Raw genomic sequence first — 15041 nt, 5'->3', positions numbered from 1 at the left:
TAATGACCAGTCTGAACTATAAGACTTTCGAGAAGCCTTTTACAACCCTTACAAGCGCCTCGCAATCAGCGAAATGCCAATCAGGGCTAAGAGTCGCAGAATTCTGCGTCTCACTGTGACCGGTTAATTCATCGCCAATCAGGATTGCCGTGGCCCCGACATTGCGCGCGCATTGAATATCGACCACACTATCCCCAACAAACCAGAGATTCTCATATTGCGACGCCGAAGAGTCGCCCATTGCCATATGGACCGGATCGGGTGCCGGTTTGTCGTTTGGCGCATCGGTTGCCCCGACGATCTTTCCGAAAAACGGCGTCCATTCAAGATGCTCGGCTTCTTTACGAAGAAAATCACCGTTCTTGTTGCTGACAACACCGATATAGGTGCCGTTGTCACGCAGCGTACACAACAAATCATATGCCCCGGCCAATGGCGTCAGCGTTTCAAGATGGATTGATCTGAAATGGGCATAAAAGCTGTCTTTGGCTGCTTCCCAGCGATCTTCGCCAAACAGCACCGGAAAACTGTCACGCAACGAGCGTGCAACGCGCTGCTTTGTTTCATCAAGCGTCCAGCGATCCTTGCCGAAATCGTCAAAGGTCATATTCAGGGCTGCCTGAATGGTTCCCCAGCTATCAACAAGGGTGTTATCCCAGTCAAAAATGACGGCCTTTGGCGGATGGGGCAAATTGTCAGACATTTGGTCTTCCGGTGGTATGAGGGGCGATTATTGGTATGAGGAATAATTTTCCCCGCCGTCGATCAGAAATATTCCAGTCGAACAGCAAACATTTTCTCGACCTTTTTGATCTGCTCGGAACCGGCAAACACGACAATCCGGTCGTTGGCTTCAATCACCGTATTGGCGCGCGGCATCACAACTTCACCGTCACGCAAAATGGCGCCAAACACCACACTGGCCGGCATCGCGATATCCTTGATCGCCTTGCCAACGATCGGCGCGGTTTCGAGTGCCTCTGCCTCAAGCACTTCGCCAAAGCCCTCTGAAAGGCTGTGTACCGCGCGAATACGTCCACGGCGGACATGATGCAGGATCGTTGACACCGTCGTCATACGCGGGCTGATCACCACATCAACGCCAAGTTCGGAAACCAGCGAGTTATAAGTGCTTTTGTTAATCAGCGTCAGCGCGCGCGGGCAGCCATACCGTTTGGCCAGCAGGGATGCGAGAATATTGGTCTCGTCATCGTTGGTCAGTGCAACAACAGCCTCGGCATTGCCGACATTTGCCTCTTCGAGCAGTTCCGGATCAAGCACATCGCCGCGCAGGACAACGCTTTTCTTTGGAAGCTTCTGGGCGACATAACGCGCACGTTCCGGATCGGCTTCAACCAGGCGGGTGGTAACCCCCGGGAAGTTCTTGTTAATTTCTTCAGCCAGAAACAGCGCAATGTTACCGCCGCCAAAGATGACAATGCGGCGTGCTTCGGGGTCTTCATGCCCGAATGCCGACATCGCACGGGACACCTGATCGCTTGAAACAGCCAGATAGACAAGATCCCCGGCCAACATCTGATCATCGCCCTTGGGATAGACCGGTTTATCATCGCGGATCATGCCCAGGATAGAAATATTCAGATCCGGGAACAGCTGATGCAATTGACGCAGTGGCGTGTTGATCACCGGGCAATCTTCGTTACACCGCAGGCCAAGGATTTTGACCTTGTCATCGGCAAACGGGATCATGTCAAACGCGCCGGGCGCCTGCAAACGACGGGCGACCGCACGGGCAACTTCCATTTCTGGTGAAATCACCACATCAATCGGAAGCTTTTCGCGCCCGAACAGGCTTGCCCATTCCGGCTGAAGATAAGTCTGGCTTCGGATACGGGCAATTTTGGTCGGCACGTTAAACAGTGAATGGGCGACCTGACAGGCCGTCATATTGACTTCATCGGCAAAGGTAACAGCGATCAGCATGTCGGCTTCATCGGCCCCTGCCTGCTGCAACACATCAGGATGCGATCCGAACCCGATAATGCCCTTGACTTCCAGGGTGTCTGAAATCTTGCGAACCAGTTCTTCCGACTGGTCGATCACGGTGACATCATTGTTTTCCGCAGCCAGATATTTGGCAATGTGGAACCCCACCTGCCCGGCGCCGCAAATGATGACCTTCATCTTGTTATCTCCCGTTCACAACAGTCCAAGATGGGAATGGCCCGATCAGCTGTTCACACCAAGGCTTTTCAGCTTGCGATGCAACGCTGAACGTTCCATGCCGACAAAACTTGCCGTCTTGGAAATATTTCCCCCAAACCGGTCAATCTGGGTTTGGAGATATTCTTTTTCAAACATCTCGCGTGCTTCTCGCAGCGGCAATGCCATGATTTCACTGGTCTTGTCAAAACTTAGCGACGTCGGCACATCAGAAAACAGTTCGGATGGCAGCATTTTACCGCTGATCAGATCCGTTTTGTCGTCATCCGGCGCCATGATCATCAATCTTTCGATGACATTGCGCAACTGGCGAACATTGCCCGGCCAGTCATAGGCATGAAGGGTTGCCATGGCTTCGGGTGACAATTTGCGTTTCGGAAGCCCGGTTGCATCCGCATACCGTTCAAGGAAACGTTCCGCCAATTCGGGAATATCGTCGCGACGCTGTTGCAAGGACGGCACTTCGAGCGGCACGACATTAAGCCGGTAATAAAGATCTTGGCGGAATGTCTGTTCGGCAATCCGTTGTTCAAGATCACGCGCCGTTGTTGCAATCACCCGGACATCGACACTGACCGGAACCGATCCGCCGACACGTTCAAATGTCTGATCCTGAAGCACCCGAACGATTTTCCCCTGGGTCTCAAGGGGCATGTCAGCCACTTCATCGAGCAGCAAAGTCCCGCCATGCGCCAGCTCAAGCACACCGGTCCGTGCTTCGCGATCCGCAGTTGCAACCGCCCCAAACAGGGATTCTTCCATGGTTTCCGGCGAAATATTCGCGCAATTCAGAACCACAAACGGGGCTTCGGCCCGGGCGGATTTCTGATGAATCAGCCGTGCGACTACTTCCTTGCCCGAACCGGCCGGGCCATGGATCAGAATACGACTGCCTGTTCGCGCAACACGGTCAACAGACTGGCGTAAATTATTGATGACCGACGATTTTCCCAGCAGTTCTGTATCGCCACCGGCCCGCAACGTCAGTTCGCGGTTTTCGCGGCGCAGACGCGCATCATCAATTGCGCGTTCCACAACCATCAAGAGACGGTCGGTATTGAACGGCTTTTCAATGAAATCATAGGCCCCGATACGGGATGCTTCGAGCGCGGTTTCAATGTTGCCATGACCTGAAATCATGACAACGGGAACTTCGCTATGCTCGCGTTTGATGAGTTTAAGCGTCTCGATCCCGTCGTGATCGCTTTCATCCATCCAGATATCGAGCACCACCAGACTTGGGCGACGTGCGGACACCTCGGCCAGGGCTTCCTGGCTCGAACCGGCCTGTCGGGTCGTGTAGCCTTCGTCTTCCAGAATACCGGAAATCAACGCTCGAATGTCTTGTTCATCATCGACAATCAGAATGTCGTGCGCCATGTCGGAACCAAATCAATCTTATTATTGTTGCGATTTTGGCAATTTATCAATTGCCCGAGGAAGAGGCGCCCTGCGCCCCTGTTTCAATTTCGGCATCAGTAGGTTGCGGGAAAGATAGTGTCACGGTCGCCCCACTTTCAACGCCGTCGGAGAGTATAAGCTCTCCGCCATGGTCTTCCATGATTTTCTTGACGATCGCAAGACCAAGCCCCGTCCCCTTTGACCGCGTGGTGACATACGGCTCGGTCAAACGTTCGCGATGCTCTGCCGGAAGCCCTTTACCGTTATCAGAAACAGCCACAAAGACATGTTGATTGCTTGGTGTCACGGTAATCGAAATTTCAATGCGTCCGCGCGGCAATTCGCCATCTTCGGGTTTTTCCCGCCCTTCGATGGCTTCTGCCGCGTTTTTAAGCGTATTGATCAGACATTGATTAACCTGATGGGCGTCACACGAAATCTGCAAATCCTCGATCCCGGACCGGTCAAAGTCATAGGTGATGTTGCTGTGCGCCTGCTTTTGCAAAAAGACCGCACTTTTTACCAGTTCACTAAGATTTTCCATGCGCATTTTCGGGGACGGCATCCGGGCAAAACTGGAAAACTCGTCCACCATACGTCCGATATCTGAAACCTGGCGAATGATCGTGTCAGTACAGGTCTGGAACACATCCTTGTCATCTTCGATCTGTTTCAGATAGCGCCGCTTAAGGCGCTCCGCCGAAAGCTGGATCGGGGTAAGCGGGTTCTTGATTTCATGGGCGATACGGCGTGCGACATCGGCCCAGGCCGCCATGCGCTGTGCGGTTTGCAGTTCGGTCACATCATCAAAGGTCACGACATACCCGAACACCGTGCCATCATCGGCCCACTCGGCGGTGACCCGGGCAAGCAATGTCAGATTGACACCATCGCGACGAATTTCGATCTGGCGCGGCTTGCTGCGATCACCGTCACGGCTGAAATCATCAAATAACGGGGAAAATTCCGGGATGACTTCCGTCAGTTCCTGCCCAAGATGCCCCTCAAGGTCGACAGCCAACAGATCAGATGCACTTCGGTTGGGCAGATCGATCTTGCGATCCGGATCAAGGCCGATCACGCCCGCAGTCACACCGCCCAGAATGGCCTCGGTAAAGCGCCGGCGTTCGTCATTAAGACGGTTGGCGGCAATCAGTTCATTGCGCTGGGTTTCAAGCTGGGCGGTCATGCGGTTGAACGCGCGGCTTAGTGCTTCAAGTTCATCGCCCTGCCCGTCAAGCGGCACACGGAAAGACAAATCGCCATCGCGCACCCGTTCGGCACCGGTGATCAGTTGCGATACCGGCTGAACAAGCCTTGTTGCCACCATAAGGCCCAGCGTGACAGCCGCCAGCAGCAAAACCACAGAAATCAGCACAAAGATCATGACAAAGGTAATCACGATCCCGGATCGTTCACCTTCAAGGCTTTCATAGGCATCAACGGCCCGCCGTGCCTTATCGATACGATCAAGCACATTGGGGTCAACAAACCGCCCGACGAGCAAAAACGCATCGATGAAGCTTGGAATTTTGGCAAGCGCCCGAATGCGGTTGTCGCTGTTCCCAATCATCAGAACCACGTCTTTTTCCCGTGCTTCGTCATAGACTTCGGCGGGAATGGACGCCTGGTCGGTATCATAGGAAAAGCTGTATTCCGACTGGGCGATGATTTGGCCCGAACCGTCAATCATCATGACTTCGGGCAAACCACGGGCGAGTGCCTGATCGGTCAAAAGATCGGAAATCCGTTCAGGACTGGTGGAAAAATTCACCCCGAACCGCTGCAAATCGGCCGTGGTTGCCAGAACATCGGCACGGATAAGTTCCTGATGCTCCTTAAGATAGGCATCGGCAATGACCATGCTTTCTTCGACAGCTGTTCGAATGCGGTCACTGAACCAGCCCTGAATACCGAAATGCAGGAAGAGCGCGGAAAATACGGCAACAACAATCGCGGGCGTCACAGCCACCAGCGAAAACATCAGGACCATGCGGGTATGAAGCTTTGCCCCGGCAACACCGCGCCTGCGTTCAACCCAGATCTGAACCAGCTTGCGGGCCACAAGGGTTGCCAGCAACAACACCAGCACCAGATCGATATTCAGCAAAAGCAAAATCAGGCGCGGGTCAGGACGGAACGGCGCCGTCCCGGTCATCGCAAGATAGGTCGCCGTTACCGAAACCAGTGCAGCAGCAACCAGACCGAACGCGAACCGTCGCGATTGGCCCAGACGCCCCAGAAACCTTACGAAGCCCGATCTCAATATCCGGTTGGAGATCGAACTTTCCGCATTGTTCATTTCGTGCCCCTGACGACTTCCAGCCCAAGATCACGGATCTTTTTGCGGAGCGTATTGCGGTTCAGACCGAGTACTTCGGCGGCTTTGACCTGGTTGCCGCGGGTTGCCTCAAGCGTCACATTCAAAAGCGGGCGTTCCATTTCGCGCAGGATGCGATCGTAAAGCCCGTTTGACGGCAAGTCTTCTTCATGCGCATCGAAATATTCGCGGACGTGACGTTCAATGGATTCCGACAAGGATTGCGGCTCGGCACTGGGTGCTGCTTCGCTGACATTGTTTTCCGAAAATTCGGTTTCAATGACATCAACGCCAATCACATCATGGGAATACAGCGCCGTCAGACGCCGCACCATATTTTCCAGTTCACGAATATTGCCCGGCCAGCGATGCGCCTTGAGACGCGCCATGGCTTCTGCCGACAAGGTCTTGCGCGGCAATCCTTCTTCGCTGGCCTGCATCAGGAAATGATTGACCAGTTCAGGAATATCTTCAAGACGTTCACGCAGCGATGGCAAACGGATCGGCACGACATTCAGGCGATAGAACAAATCTTCGCGGAATGTGCCTTCGCGGATCAGTTTACGCAGATCACGGTGAGTTGCGGCAACAATGCGCACATTGACCCGGATCGGCGTGCGGCCACCCACACGGGTATATTCGCCTTCCTGAAGAACACGCAGCAAACGGGTTTGCGCTTCAAGCGGCATATCACCGATTTCATCAAGAAACAGCGTGCCGCCTTCGGCCTGTTCGAACCGGCCGACCTTGCGTTCGTTCGCACCGGTGAAGGCACCTTTTTCGTGACCGAACAGTTCGCTTTCAATCAGTTCGCGCGGAATTGCCGCCATATTGATCGCAACAAAGGGTCCGTGGCGACGCCCGCCATATTCGTGCAGGGCGCGCGCAACCAGTTCCTTACCGGTTCCACTTTCACCGGTGACCATCACGGTCAGATCGGTATTCATCAGGCGCGCCAAGGCACGATAGATTTCCTGCATGGCTGCCGAACGCCCGATCAGCGGAAGGCGATCATCGCCCTCTTCATCTGCTGACTTGCCAGACTGGCTTTCCTGCGGGGTCTCAAGTGCACGATCAACAATACCCATCAACTCATTAAGATCAAAGGGCTTTGGCAGATATTCGAATGCCCCGCGCTGCGCGGCCTTGACCGCCGTCATCAGCGTGTTTTGCGCGCTCATGACAATGACGCGCAGATCCGGGCGCAATTTTCGAATACGCGGCACCATGTCCAGACCGTTTTCGTCTGGCATCATGACATCGGTAATCACCAGATCACCGTCCCCATCGGCGATCCAGTCCCAAAGCGTGCGGCCGTGACCCGTGCTGCGGACTTCGTGACCCTGACGCGACAATGCCTGCGTCAATACGGTACGGATGGCCCGGTCATCGTCAGCGACCAGAATTCTTGCAGGGCTCGTGCTCATGCGGTGTGTTCCCTGTTATCGATTATTATCGGTTGTTCACTGGCCCCCTCGGCCAGCGCACGATTATAGATCGGCAGCATGATCTGGAATTCTGCGCCGCCCCCCGGCACATCTTTCACTTCGATTACGCCACCATGGTCATTGATGATTTTCGCAACCAGCGCAAGACCAAGCCCCGAACCGGTCGGTTTCGTCGTGACAAACGGATCAAACAGGCTTTCTCGCATGTCTTGCGGAATGCCCGGACCATTGTCACGGACCGATACTACCAACGGCAAATGCACACGCGCATCACCGCCGGCAACAGCCAGCCGGATGCCATGCTGATAACGGGTTGATATGATGATTTTGCCATCTTGCGGATCAACGGCTTCGCCGGCGTTCTTCACAAGATTAAGAAACACCTGGATCAACTGATCGCGGTTGCCAAATACCGGCGGCAAGGACGGATCGTAGATTTCCTCAAACGCAAGGTTCTTGGCAAAACCGTTTTCGGCCAGACGGCGCACATGTTCAAGAACCGTATGAATGTTTACAGCTCCGCGTTCCATCGGCTTGTCGGAGAAAATCTCCATCCGGTCGACAAGCTCGACAATGCGGTCGGCCTCGTCACAAATCAGACGGGTCAGAACACGGTCATCCTCATTACTGGTTTGCTCAAGCAACTGGGCCGCCCCGCGAATACCCGATAGCGGGTTTTTGATTTCATGGGCCAGAATGGCGGCCATCGCACTGACAGAACGGGCAGAATTGCGGCTTAGAAGCTGATTATCGATCTTCTGGGCAATCGAGCGCGGCTCGAATGTCAGAACCGCGCAGTCGCTGTCATCGGGCATCGAACCAACGGTAAGGTTCACTGTGTGCTTGCCGATTTTCGGGCTTTCAATCAGAAGATTGTGGTCTGCAACCAGCGTCGCCTCGTCAATTGCCTGCTTGATCAGCGAAAAAACCGGACTATCTGACGGTATAAAGTCGCTCAGATCGCTGCGGCACAGAACGCTGGCGCTGGTGTTAAACAGCTGTTCGGTGGCCTGATTGACAAACCGGATCTTCCCATCCCGGTTGGCGACGACAACTGCGCTTGCAATTGCGTTCAGCACCCCGGTCGGGTCAACCCCGTTGCCTTTTCCAAATCCCAGTCTCATTCAATTCTTCCCCGACGACGTTAGTTTTATATCGCCATATTATTGTTATCGAGCAGTCAGGCTGCTTCCTGACTGTATTTGACTTCGTTTTCGATCAGCGGTTCATAAAACGCGCGAATTTCACCTTTTACCTGATCAGGATCATCCAACACGTTGACTACACGCCGAAATTCCGTGGCATTGCGCAAACTGTTGCAGTACCAGGCCAGATGTTTGCGTGCGATGCGCACACCCTGACGGCCATGATGGTCAATCATTGCGTCGTAATGGCGCAAGATCGTTTGCAATTGCACTTCAAGGCTCGGTGATGCCAGCTTTTCCCCGGTTTTAAGATAGTGCGATACTTGCGCCAAAAACCACGGGCGGCCCTGTGCCCCGCGCCCGACCATGACACCGTCTGCACCGGATCGACGCAGCAATTCTTCGGCGTCTTCTTCGCTGGTAACGTCACCATTACCGATCACCGGTATGGAAACAGCGTCCTTTACCAGTGCAATGGCATCCCAGTCCGCGTCCCCCTTATAGAACTGGCAGCGGGTTCGACCATGGATGGTCAGCATCTTAATGCCAAGATCCTCGGCAATTTTCGCAAGGGACGGCGCATTGCGGTTGTCATCATCCCAGCCCAGACGCATTTTCAGCGTTACCGGCACAGAAACAGCATCAACCGTTGCCTTGATGATATCAGCAGCAAGTTTTTCATCGCGCATCAATGCTGATCCGGCATAGCCCTTTGTGACTTTTTTGGCCGGACAGCCCATATTGATATCAATGATCATTGCCCCGCGCGCTTCGTTCATGCGGGCGGCCTCGGCCATTTCTTCGGGCTCGGTTCCAGCAAGCTGAACAGAAAGCGGGCTTTCGGCTGCGCAATCACCGTGCATCTTGCGCACTTCTTTTTCATGTCGCTGGATGCGGGTCATGGCATCAGACGCAATCATTTCAGACACAACAAGATGTCCGCCAAACTGGCGGACCTGCTGACGAAATGGAAGGTCAGTCACACCTGACATTGGTGCCAGAATAACATTCTCTGGCACATGTACAGAACCGATCTGCAATGACATGAAGGTAATCCGATTGCCTAAAACTTGGGCAGATTAATAAAACTGGCTACGAGTTGCAACAACTCTAAGCGTCTTGCGGAAATTATCGTTGCCTGACGCGGGTCCATCACACGCAGAGACCACAGCTCAGACGATAACCGACACCCTATCCGCTCTGATGCCGAAAGTGCCTCAATCCGTTATCGGTTACGCTATCGGCTTTATGGTTTCGGGGGCTAGCCGACAATATATCCGGTAACAAGCCGCACACCCGGAAAGGCCAGCGTCAAAAGCAGCCATGCACCAAGGACAAACCGAACAGCCATGCGCCCGCGCAGCGTCGATTTTTCATGAATGAAGATCAAAACGCAGATCGTGGCAAATCCAAGCAAGGTCAAAAGCATCTTGTGATCAATTGCCCAAAGACTGCTGCCTTCGACATAACGCAGCGCAAAGCCGGATACGATCCCGATAATCAGAACCCAGGCGGACCATTTCAAAAACCCGACCAGCATATACTCGCTGTCGCGAAGTGGCGGCAGCCGGCGGCTCCAGCGTGTTGGTTTACGGTGCTTAAGGGCATGTTCCTGCACGATATAGGCCATCGCGGCAATCGCCGCCAATGTTACCAGCGCATAGGTCACAAGCGAACTTCCGATATGGGCCCAAAGCCAGCCGGAATAAAGCGCAGGCCCGGTTACAGTCGGCGGCACATGTTTGCCAAACAGATTAAAGATCGCAGCAAGCAACGCAAACAGAAGCAGGTACCCGCCAATATATCCGGCAAGCCGCCATACCTGATGGGGGCCTTTGCAAATCACAAGCCCGCCAAAAATCATGATGACAGACAGTTCGGACCAATGCAGGGCTGCTGCAAACCCGCGCGACTGGACTTCCTCACCGCTCAGACCAAGTACGACCATCGTTCCGATCGCCGCCAGGCAAATCGATCCATATAGCCATATGTCACGCTTGGGTTCGGCCCGCATGATCTGGGCTGTCAGCGGCAGCAAGGCCAGAATATGAATATAGGCAGCAAGCATGTGTTGGTCCGTTTCTGTCACAAGACTTCGATAAGACTTGAAAAACCAAATGGCGACTTGGCAAAGGCTTCGCAGAAAGATAGCCTGCGGCGCAATTCAGACAAGCCATGGCATCACGTTTATGACCAAAAAAATCGGGGTTGTCATCGTTGCAGCTGGCAGCGGTAGCAGATTTGGCGACCCAATACCAAAACAATATCACACGCTTGGCGGCAAAACACTGCTTGGCCATTGTATCGAATGTTTTGCCCGCCATACATCCCCTGAACTTGTGCAGGTTGTATATAACCCCGCACATCAGAACTGGTATGATGGCGCGATTGCAGCACTCGGGGCTGATATCATCACCGCCCTGCCCGCGCCGGTTGGCGGCGGGGTGACGCGCCAGCAATCGGTCCTGAATGGCCTGCGCGCACTGTCAGCACAAAAGCCCGATATTGTTCTGATCCACGATGCGGCACGGCCGGGTATTTCCGATGACGTGATTACCCGCGTGATCAAGGCACTGGAAACCCATACCGGTGCCATTCCCACATTACCGGTCGCCGATACTATCAAACAGACATCCCGCGATGGCGTGATCACGAAAACCATCCCGCGCGACACATTGCAACGTGCACAAACGCCACAAGGCTTTGTCTTTGAAAACATTCTGGCCGCGCATGAACAATTCGAAGGCCAGGAATTCACAGATGATGCCGCACTGCTTGAGGAACTTGGACTTGACGTGATGTGCGTCGAAGGCACATCGGCAAATGACAAGATCACAAAACGCGATGATTTTGACCGCGCCCACGACTGGATCGACAGCACCAACAAGGATAATGCATCTATGCAGCAGGAAGAATACCGTGCCGGTACCGGCTTTGACGTTCACCGTTTTGCACCCGGTGACCATTGCATCCTGTGCGGTGTCAAAGTGCCGCATACCGCACGTCTTGACGGCCATTCCGATGCGGATGTTGGCTTGCACACCCTGACAGATGCCATTCTCGGGGCCATCGGGGCCGGCGATATCGGTCAGCACTTTCCGCCCAGCGACATGCAATGGAAAGGTGCCGCATCTGATATTTTCCTCAAACATGCAGCCGATCTTGTCCGCAAGCGCGGTGGCCGCATCGTGAATGTCGATCTGACGCTGATTTGTGAACGTCCCAAGATCGGCCCCCACACCAAAGCCATGCGCGAAAAGGTGGCCGAAATTCTCGAAATCGATGTCGATCGCGTCAATGTCAAAGCCACCACGACCGAACGCCTTGGCTTTCCCGGACGCGAAGAAGGCATTGCCGCCCAGGCCGCGGCAAACATTGCCCTGCCGATCGGCTGATCATTCATCTGAGATAAATCCGATAGATACAGCAAAGGGCAGGATCATGATCCTGCCCTTTGTATTTGAATATCAGTGCGGCCGACGTTTTTACGAGGCCGCAGAACCGCCTTCTTCTTCCGGCAATTGATGTTTCATCAGAACCGGCACCTGCGCCATGCCAAAGACCATGGTGATCGGCATAATTCCCCAGACCTTGAAGGCCACCCAGGTATCGGTCGAAAAATTGCGCCAGACGAATTCATTCACCACGGCAAGAAACACAAAAAAGAACGCCCAGCGCCAGGTAAGGATGCGCCACCCTTCGTCGGTTGCCTTGAATGCACTTTCAAGAACCAGTTTCAAAAACAGCTTCCGCGCCATCAAACCGCCAAACAGGATGGCCGCGAACAACAGGTTCACAATTGTCGGCTTGATCTTGATGAACAGATCGTCATCGAGATACAGCGTCAACCCGCCAAAGACGATCACAAAAACCCCGCCGATCAACGGCATAACCGGAATGGTTCGGGCAATCACATAGGACGTAATCAGCGCAACAACCGTTGCTGCCACAAATACGGCCGTTGCCGTCATCAGATTGGTCGTCGCATTGACCCCGAAGAAAAGGATCAACGGCCCCATTTCCAGGGCCATTTTGGTAAGCTGGTTCATTAAAAGCACTTCACTTCATGAATTGAATTTGTGCCATCCTAGGGGGCCACGACAATCGATGCAATCACATCAACCGTGATCCGGCTCCCAATTGTCCCTGTAACCATGAAACATAGTCGTGATTGCCACGGCCCAAGGGAATTTCAAGAATGCAGGGCACCTCATAGGGGTGATGTTCTTCAACCCATTTGGCCAGAAATTGGGCCTTGTTTCGTGATGTTTTCAGAAGCACGACCAGTTCGCTTTCTTCTTCAACATCGCCATTCCATTCATAAATCGCCGTCATCTGGGGCAAAACATTTGCGCAAGCGGCAAGCTTTTCACGGATCGCACCCCCGGCGATGACGCGTGCGATTTCCATGTCCGGTACAGTGACATAAAGAAACGACATTTCACTGTCCTGAAATCCGGTTTCTGTCATTGCGATTGCTCCATGGTTGATAATCCGTCACACTGGATAACAGACGATGTTTATGACACCAATCATATCATAACGGTGCGGGGAGTACCGATGACGGGGAAAAAACATTCGAAACCCACCGACGTACAACTTGAATGGCTTCGCCGTGGCTTAAGCCAACCTGGTGGTAAATTGCCGCTATTTGATGGCAACGGCAAACAAATCAGCGAAAAAACTGTCCGCAGCTGCATTGAACATGGCTGGGCGGCCCCATGGTTTGACAACCCTGTCAAACCCGATTGGCTGATTTGCAAACTGACCGATGAAGGACGCCGGGTCGCAAGCGCCATCAGCGACAATTAAACCGACCACGGTCATTTGCATCCCATCACCAAAGCATACTGATCCGATCATCCGGGCACGGGGTATCAATATATACCCCGTTCACAACATGCATGTTCGTCATGACCTTGCTCAGAACTCTTCCGGTTTTCCTGACCATCCTGATATGTTGCGCCCTGCCCCGCCCGTCACAGGCAACTGAGGCCGATGACACCGCCCCGTGGGAAATCTGGAAGCGGGATGGTGTGCACGCCCTGATGCGCCATGCGGTCGCCCCGGGAACCGGTGATCCGGCCAATTTCCGAATTGGCGATTGCAGCACACAACGAAACCTTGATCAAACCGGTCGCGATCAGGCCCGCGAAACCGGCCGTAAAATCAGGGAAATGGGGATCAGGATTGATTTGGTGCTAAGCAGCGAATGGTGCCGCTGTGTCGATACCGCGATATTGCTGGACCTTGGCCCGGTCACCAAGGAGCCATCACTGAATTCATTCTTCCGCGATAGCAGCACAGAACGCGCGCAAACCCGCCAAATAACCGATTTGTTGTCGGAACTGCCGCCGGGCACCAAAACACTGTTGGTAACCCATCAGGTCAACATCGCGGCCCTGACCGGAATATATCCCCGATCAGGTGAAATCATTCTGATCAGGGCGACGGAAAACGGCAAAATAGAAACACTTGCCCGTCTGATGCCATAACCGGATCAAGCGACCATTTGCGATCAAATTTCTGTTGGGAAGATATTGGTCGGAGCGAGAGGATTCGAACCTCCGACCCCCTGCACCCCATGCAGGTGCGCTACCAGGCTGCGCCACGCTCCGACCGTATAGATGCGCTCTGTGGCGCGGCTCGATAAATAGCGGCGCCACGCCAAAGACGCAAATGATTTTTACGGATTTTTTTTGACTTCCTGCAGGCTCGCCCGAAGGATGCCTTGCAGCTCTTGCAATTCACCCAGAACGCTTTGCAGTGCCGATTTATCAATCGATGCGTCAGCAGTACCAGACGCCACACCACCAGCAACATGGGCGGATGTGCTTTCCTGTTCGGCTTCGGATGCACTGACCGTAATTTCAGACGGCAACTTGCCCTTGTTCTGATCAAGAAGCTTCTGGACACCTTTGATGGTGAAACCCTGATCATGAAGCAGCGAGCGGATATTTGCCAGAAAGTCGATATCTTCCGGCCGGTAATAACGACGCCCACCAGCACGTTTCATCGGCTGGATCTGTGGAAACTTGGATTCCCAAAATCTCAGTACGTGCTGTTGAAGACCAAGCTCCTTCGCGGCCTCGCTAATTGTGCGAAAAGCAGAGTCAGACTTTGCTGAACGGCGGGTTGATCCCGCCGCAGCCCCCAAGTTCGTTTTCATGAGTTCTTTTTCTTAAGCGTTAATTCTGGCTTTCAGAACCTGTGACGGCCGGAAAACAAGCACCTTCCGCGGAAGGATCGGTACTTCTTCGCCCGTTTTCGGGTTCCGACCGATACGCTGTCCTTTCTGACGTACAGAGAAGCTCCCGAACGAGGAAATCTTCACTACTTCGTCTTTGATCAGCGCCGTCGAAATTTCATCAAGAACGGTTTCGAGTAGCTGGGCGGACTCGTTCCGCGACAGACCTACTTCCTGGTAAACGGCTTCTGCGAGATCCGCACGGGTAATCGTTGTTTCCGACATATCAGGCCGCCTCCTTATTACGGGACTTTATACACAAGGCTATATCTGGTGGCGAAATCAGTCAATATCAA

The 15041-nt window shown here is 53.6% G+C and carries 15 protein-coding genes and 1 tRNA gene; 3 read left to right on the top strand and 13 right to left on the bottom strand.

Annotated features, from left to right (window positions below):
• Nucleotides 1-16: 16 nt before the first annotated feature.
• From AUQ42_RS10535 to ccsA, 8 genes are all read right to left on the bottom strand, one after another.
• Entirely contained in the window at nt 17-703 is a 687-nt protein-coding gene (locus AUQ42_RS10535; protein ID WP_068519042.1) for an HAD family hydrolase, read from the bottom strand.
• 62 nt (nt 704-765) lie between these two features.
• On the bottom strand, nt 766-2145 hold the full coding sequence (gene trkA / locus AUQ42_RS10530; RefSeq protein WP_068519041.1) for a Trk system potassium transporter TrkA: 1380 nt from the start codon (nt 2143-2145) through the stop codon (nt 766-768).
• Between the two features lie 45 nt (nt 2146-2190).
• Entirely contained in the window at nt 2191-3564 is a 1374-nt protein-coding gene (locus AUQ42_RS10525; RefSeq protein WP_068519040.1) for a sigma-54 dependent transcriptional regulator, read from the bottom strand.
• A gap of 46 nt (nt 3565-3610) precedes the next feature.
• On the bottom strand, nt 3611-5887 hold the full coding sequence (locus AUQ42_RS10520) for a PAS domain-containing sensor histidine kinase (protein WP_068519039.1): 2277 nt from the start codon (nt 5885-5887) through the stop codon (nt 3611-3613).
• Nucleotides 5884-7332 (bottom strand): nitrogen regulation protein NR(I), encoded by a 1449-nt coding sequence (gene ntrC / locus AUQ42_RS10515; protein WP_068519038.1) that lies wholly within the window; start codon nt 7330-7332, stop codon nt 5884-5886. The genes AUQ42_RS10520 and ntrC overlap by 4 nt, the downstream gene beginning before the upstream one ends.
• On the bottom strand, nt 7329-8477 hold the full coding sequence (locus tag AUQ42_RS10510; protein ID WP_068519037.1) for a nitrogen regulation protein NR(II): 1149 nt from the start codon (nt 8475-8477) through the stop codon (nt 7329-7331). Before AUQ42_RS10510 ends, ntrC begins: the two co-directional genes overlap by 4 nt.
• Before the next feature lie 56 nt (nt 8478-8533).
• On the bottom strand, nt 8534-9544 hold the full coding sequence (gene dusB / locus AUQ42_RS10505) for a tRNA dihydrouridine synthase DusB (RefSeq protein WP_068519036.1): 1011 nt from the start codon (nt 9542-9544) through the stop codon (nt 8534-8536).
• Between the two features lie 215 nt (nt 9545-9759).
• Nucleotides 9760-10566: a cytochrome c biogenesis protein CcsA gene (ccsA, locus tag AUQ42_RS10500; RefSeq protein ID WP_068519035.1), complete on the bottom strand. Its 807-nt coding sequence runs from the start codon at nt 10564-10566 to the stop codon at nt 9760-9762.
• 121 nt (nt 10567-10687) lie between these two features.
• Here ccsA and AUQ42_RS10495 point away from each other — a divergent pair, with 121 nt between their 5' ends.
• Entirely contained in the window at nt 10688-11893 is a 1206-nt protein-coding gene (locus tag AUQ42_RS10495; protein WP_068519034.1) for a bifunctional 2-C-methyl-D-erythritol 4-phosphate cytidylyltransferase/2-C-methyl-D-erythritol 2,4-cyclodiphosphate synthase, read from the top strand.
• 90 nt (nt 11894-11983) lie between these two features.
• Here AUQ42_RS10495 and AUQ42_RS10490 read toward each other — a convergent pair whose 3' ends face one another.
• Both AUQ42_RS10490 and cutA read right to left on the bottom strand, forming a co-directional pair.
• The gene (locus AUQ42_RS10490; protein WP_068519033.1) at nt 11984-12547 is read right to left on the bottom strand and encodes a septation protein A; all 564 of its coding nucleotides are present in this window, start codon (nt 12545-12547) and stop codon (nt 11984-11986) included.
• A gap of 64 nt (nt 12548-12611) precedes the next feature.
• Entirely contained in the window at nt 12612-12968 is a 357-nt protein-coding gene (cutA, locus tag AUQ42_RS10485; RefSeq protein ID WP_068519032.1) for a divalent-cation tolerance protein CutA, read from the bottom strand.
• 12 nt (nt 12969-12980) lie between these two features.
• On the opposite strand from cutA, the gene AUQ42_RS10480 reads away from it, so the two are divergent.
• Both AUQ42_RS10480 and AUQ42_RS10475 read left to right on the top strand, forming a co-directional pair.
• Nucleotides 12981-13310 carry a hypothetical protein gene (locus AUQ42_RS10480; protein WP_318271663.1) on the top strand — a complete coding sequence of 110 codons (330 nt, stop codon included), beginning with the start codon at nt 12981-12983 and terminating at the stop codon, nt 13308-13310.
• A 101-nt stretch (nt 13311-13411) separates the two neighbouring features.
• Nucleotides 13412-13993 carry a histidine phosphatase family protein gene (locus AUQ42_RS10475; protein WP_231856736.1) on the top strand — a complete coding sequence of 194 codons (582 nt, stop codon included), beginning with the start codon at nt 13412-13414 and terminating at the stop codon, nt 13991-13993.
• A 46-nt stretch (nt 13994-14039) separates the two neighbouring features.
• On the opposite strand, the gene AUQ42_RS10470 is transcribed toward AUQ42_RS10475, so the two are convergent.
• The 3 genes from AUQ42_RS10470 to AUQ42_RS10460 all read right to left on the bottom strand — a co-directional run bounded on the left by AUQ42_RS10470 (nt 14040) and on the right by AUQ42_RS10460 (nt 14970).
• A tRNA-Pro gene (locus AUQ42_RS10470) sits at nt 14040-14116 on the bottom strand.
• A gap of 68 nt (nt 14117-14184) precedes the next feature.
• Nucleotides 14185-14667: a MerR family transcriptional regulator gene (locus tag AUQ42_RS10465; protein WP_068519031.1), complete on the bottom strand. Its 483-nt coding sequence runs from the start codon at nt 14665-14667 to the stop codon at nt 14185-14187.
• Nucleotides 14668-14679: 12 nt separating this feature from the next.
• Nucleotides 14680-14970, bottom strand: coding sequence for an integration host factor subunit alpha (locus tag AUQ42_RS10460; RefSeq protein WP_033069712.1), 291 nt, complete (start codon nt 14968-14970; stop codon nt 14680-14682).
• Nucleotides 14971-15041 lie beyond the last annotated feature (71 nt).

This window comes from Thalassospira sp. MCCC 1A02491 (assembly GCF_001613785.1).
GTDB lineage: Bacteria > Pseudomonadota > Alphaproteobacteria > Rhodospirillales > Thalassospiraceae > Thalassospira > Thalassospira povalilytica.
This window is presented reverse-complemented; position numbering and strand designations above follow the sequence as displayed.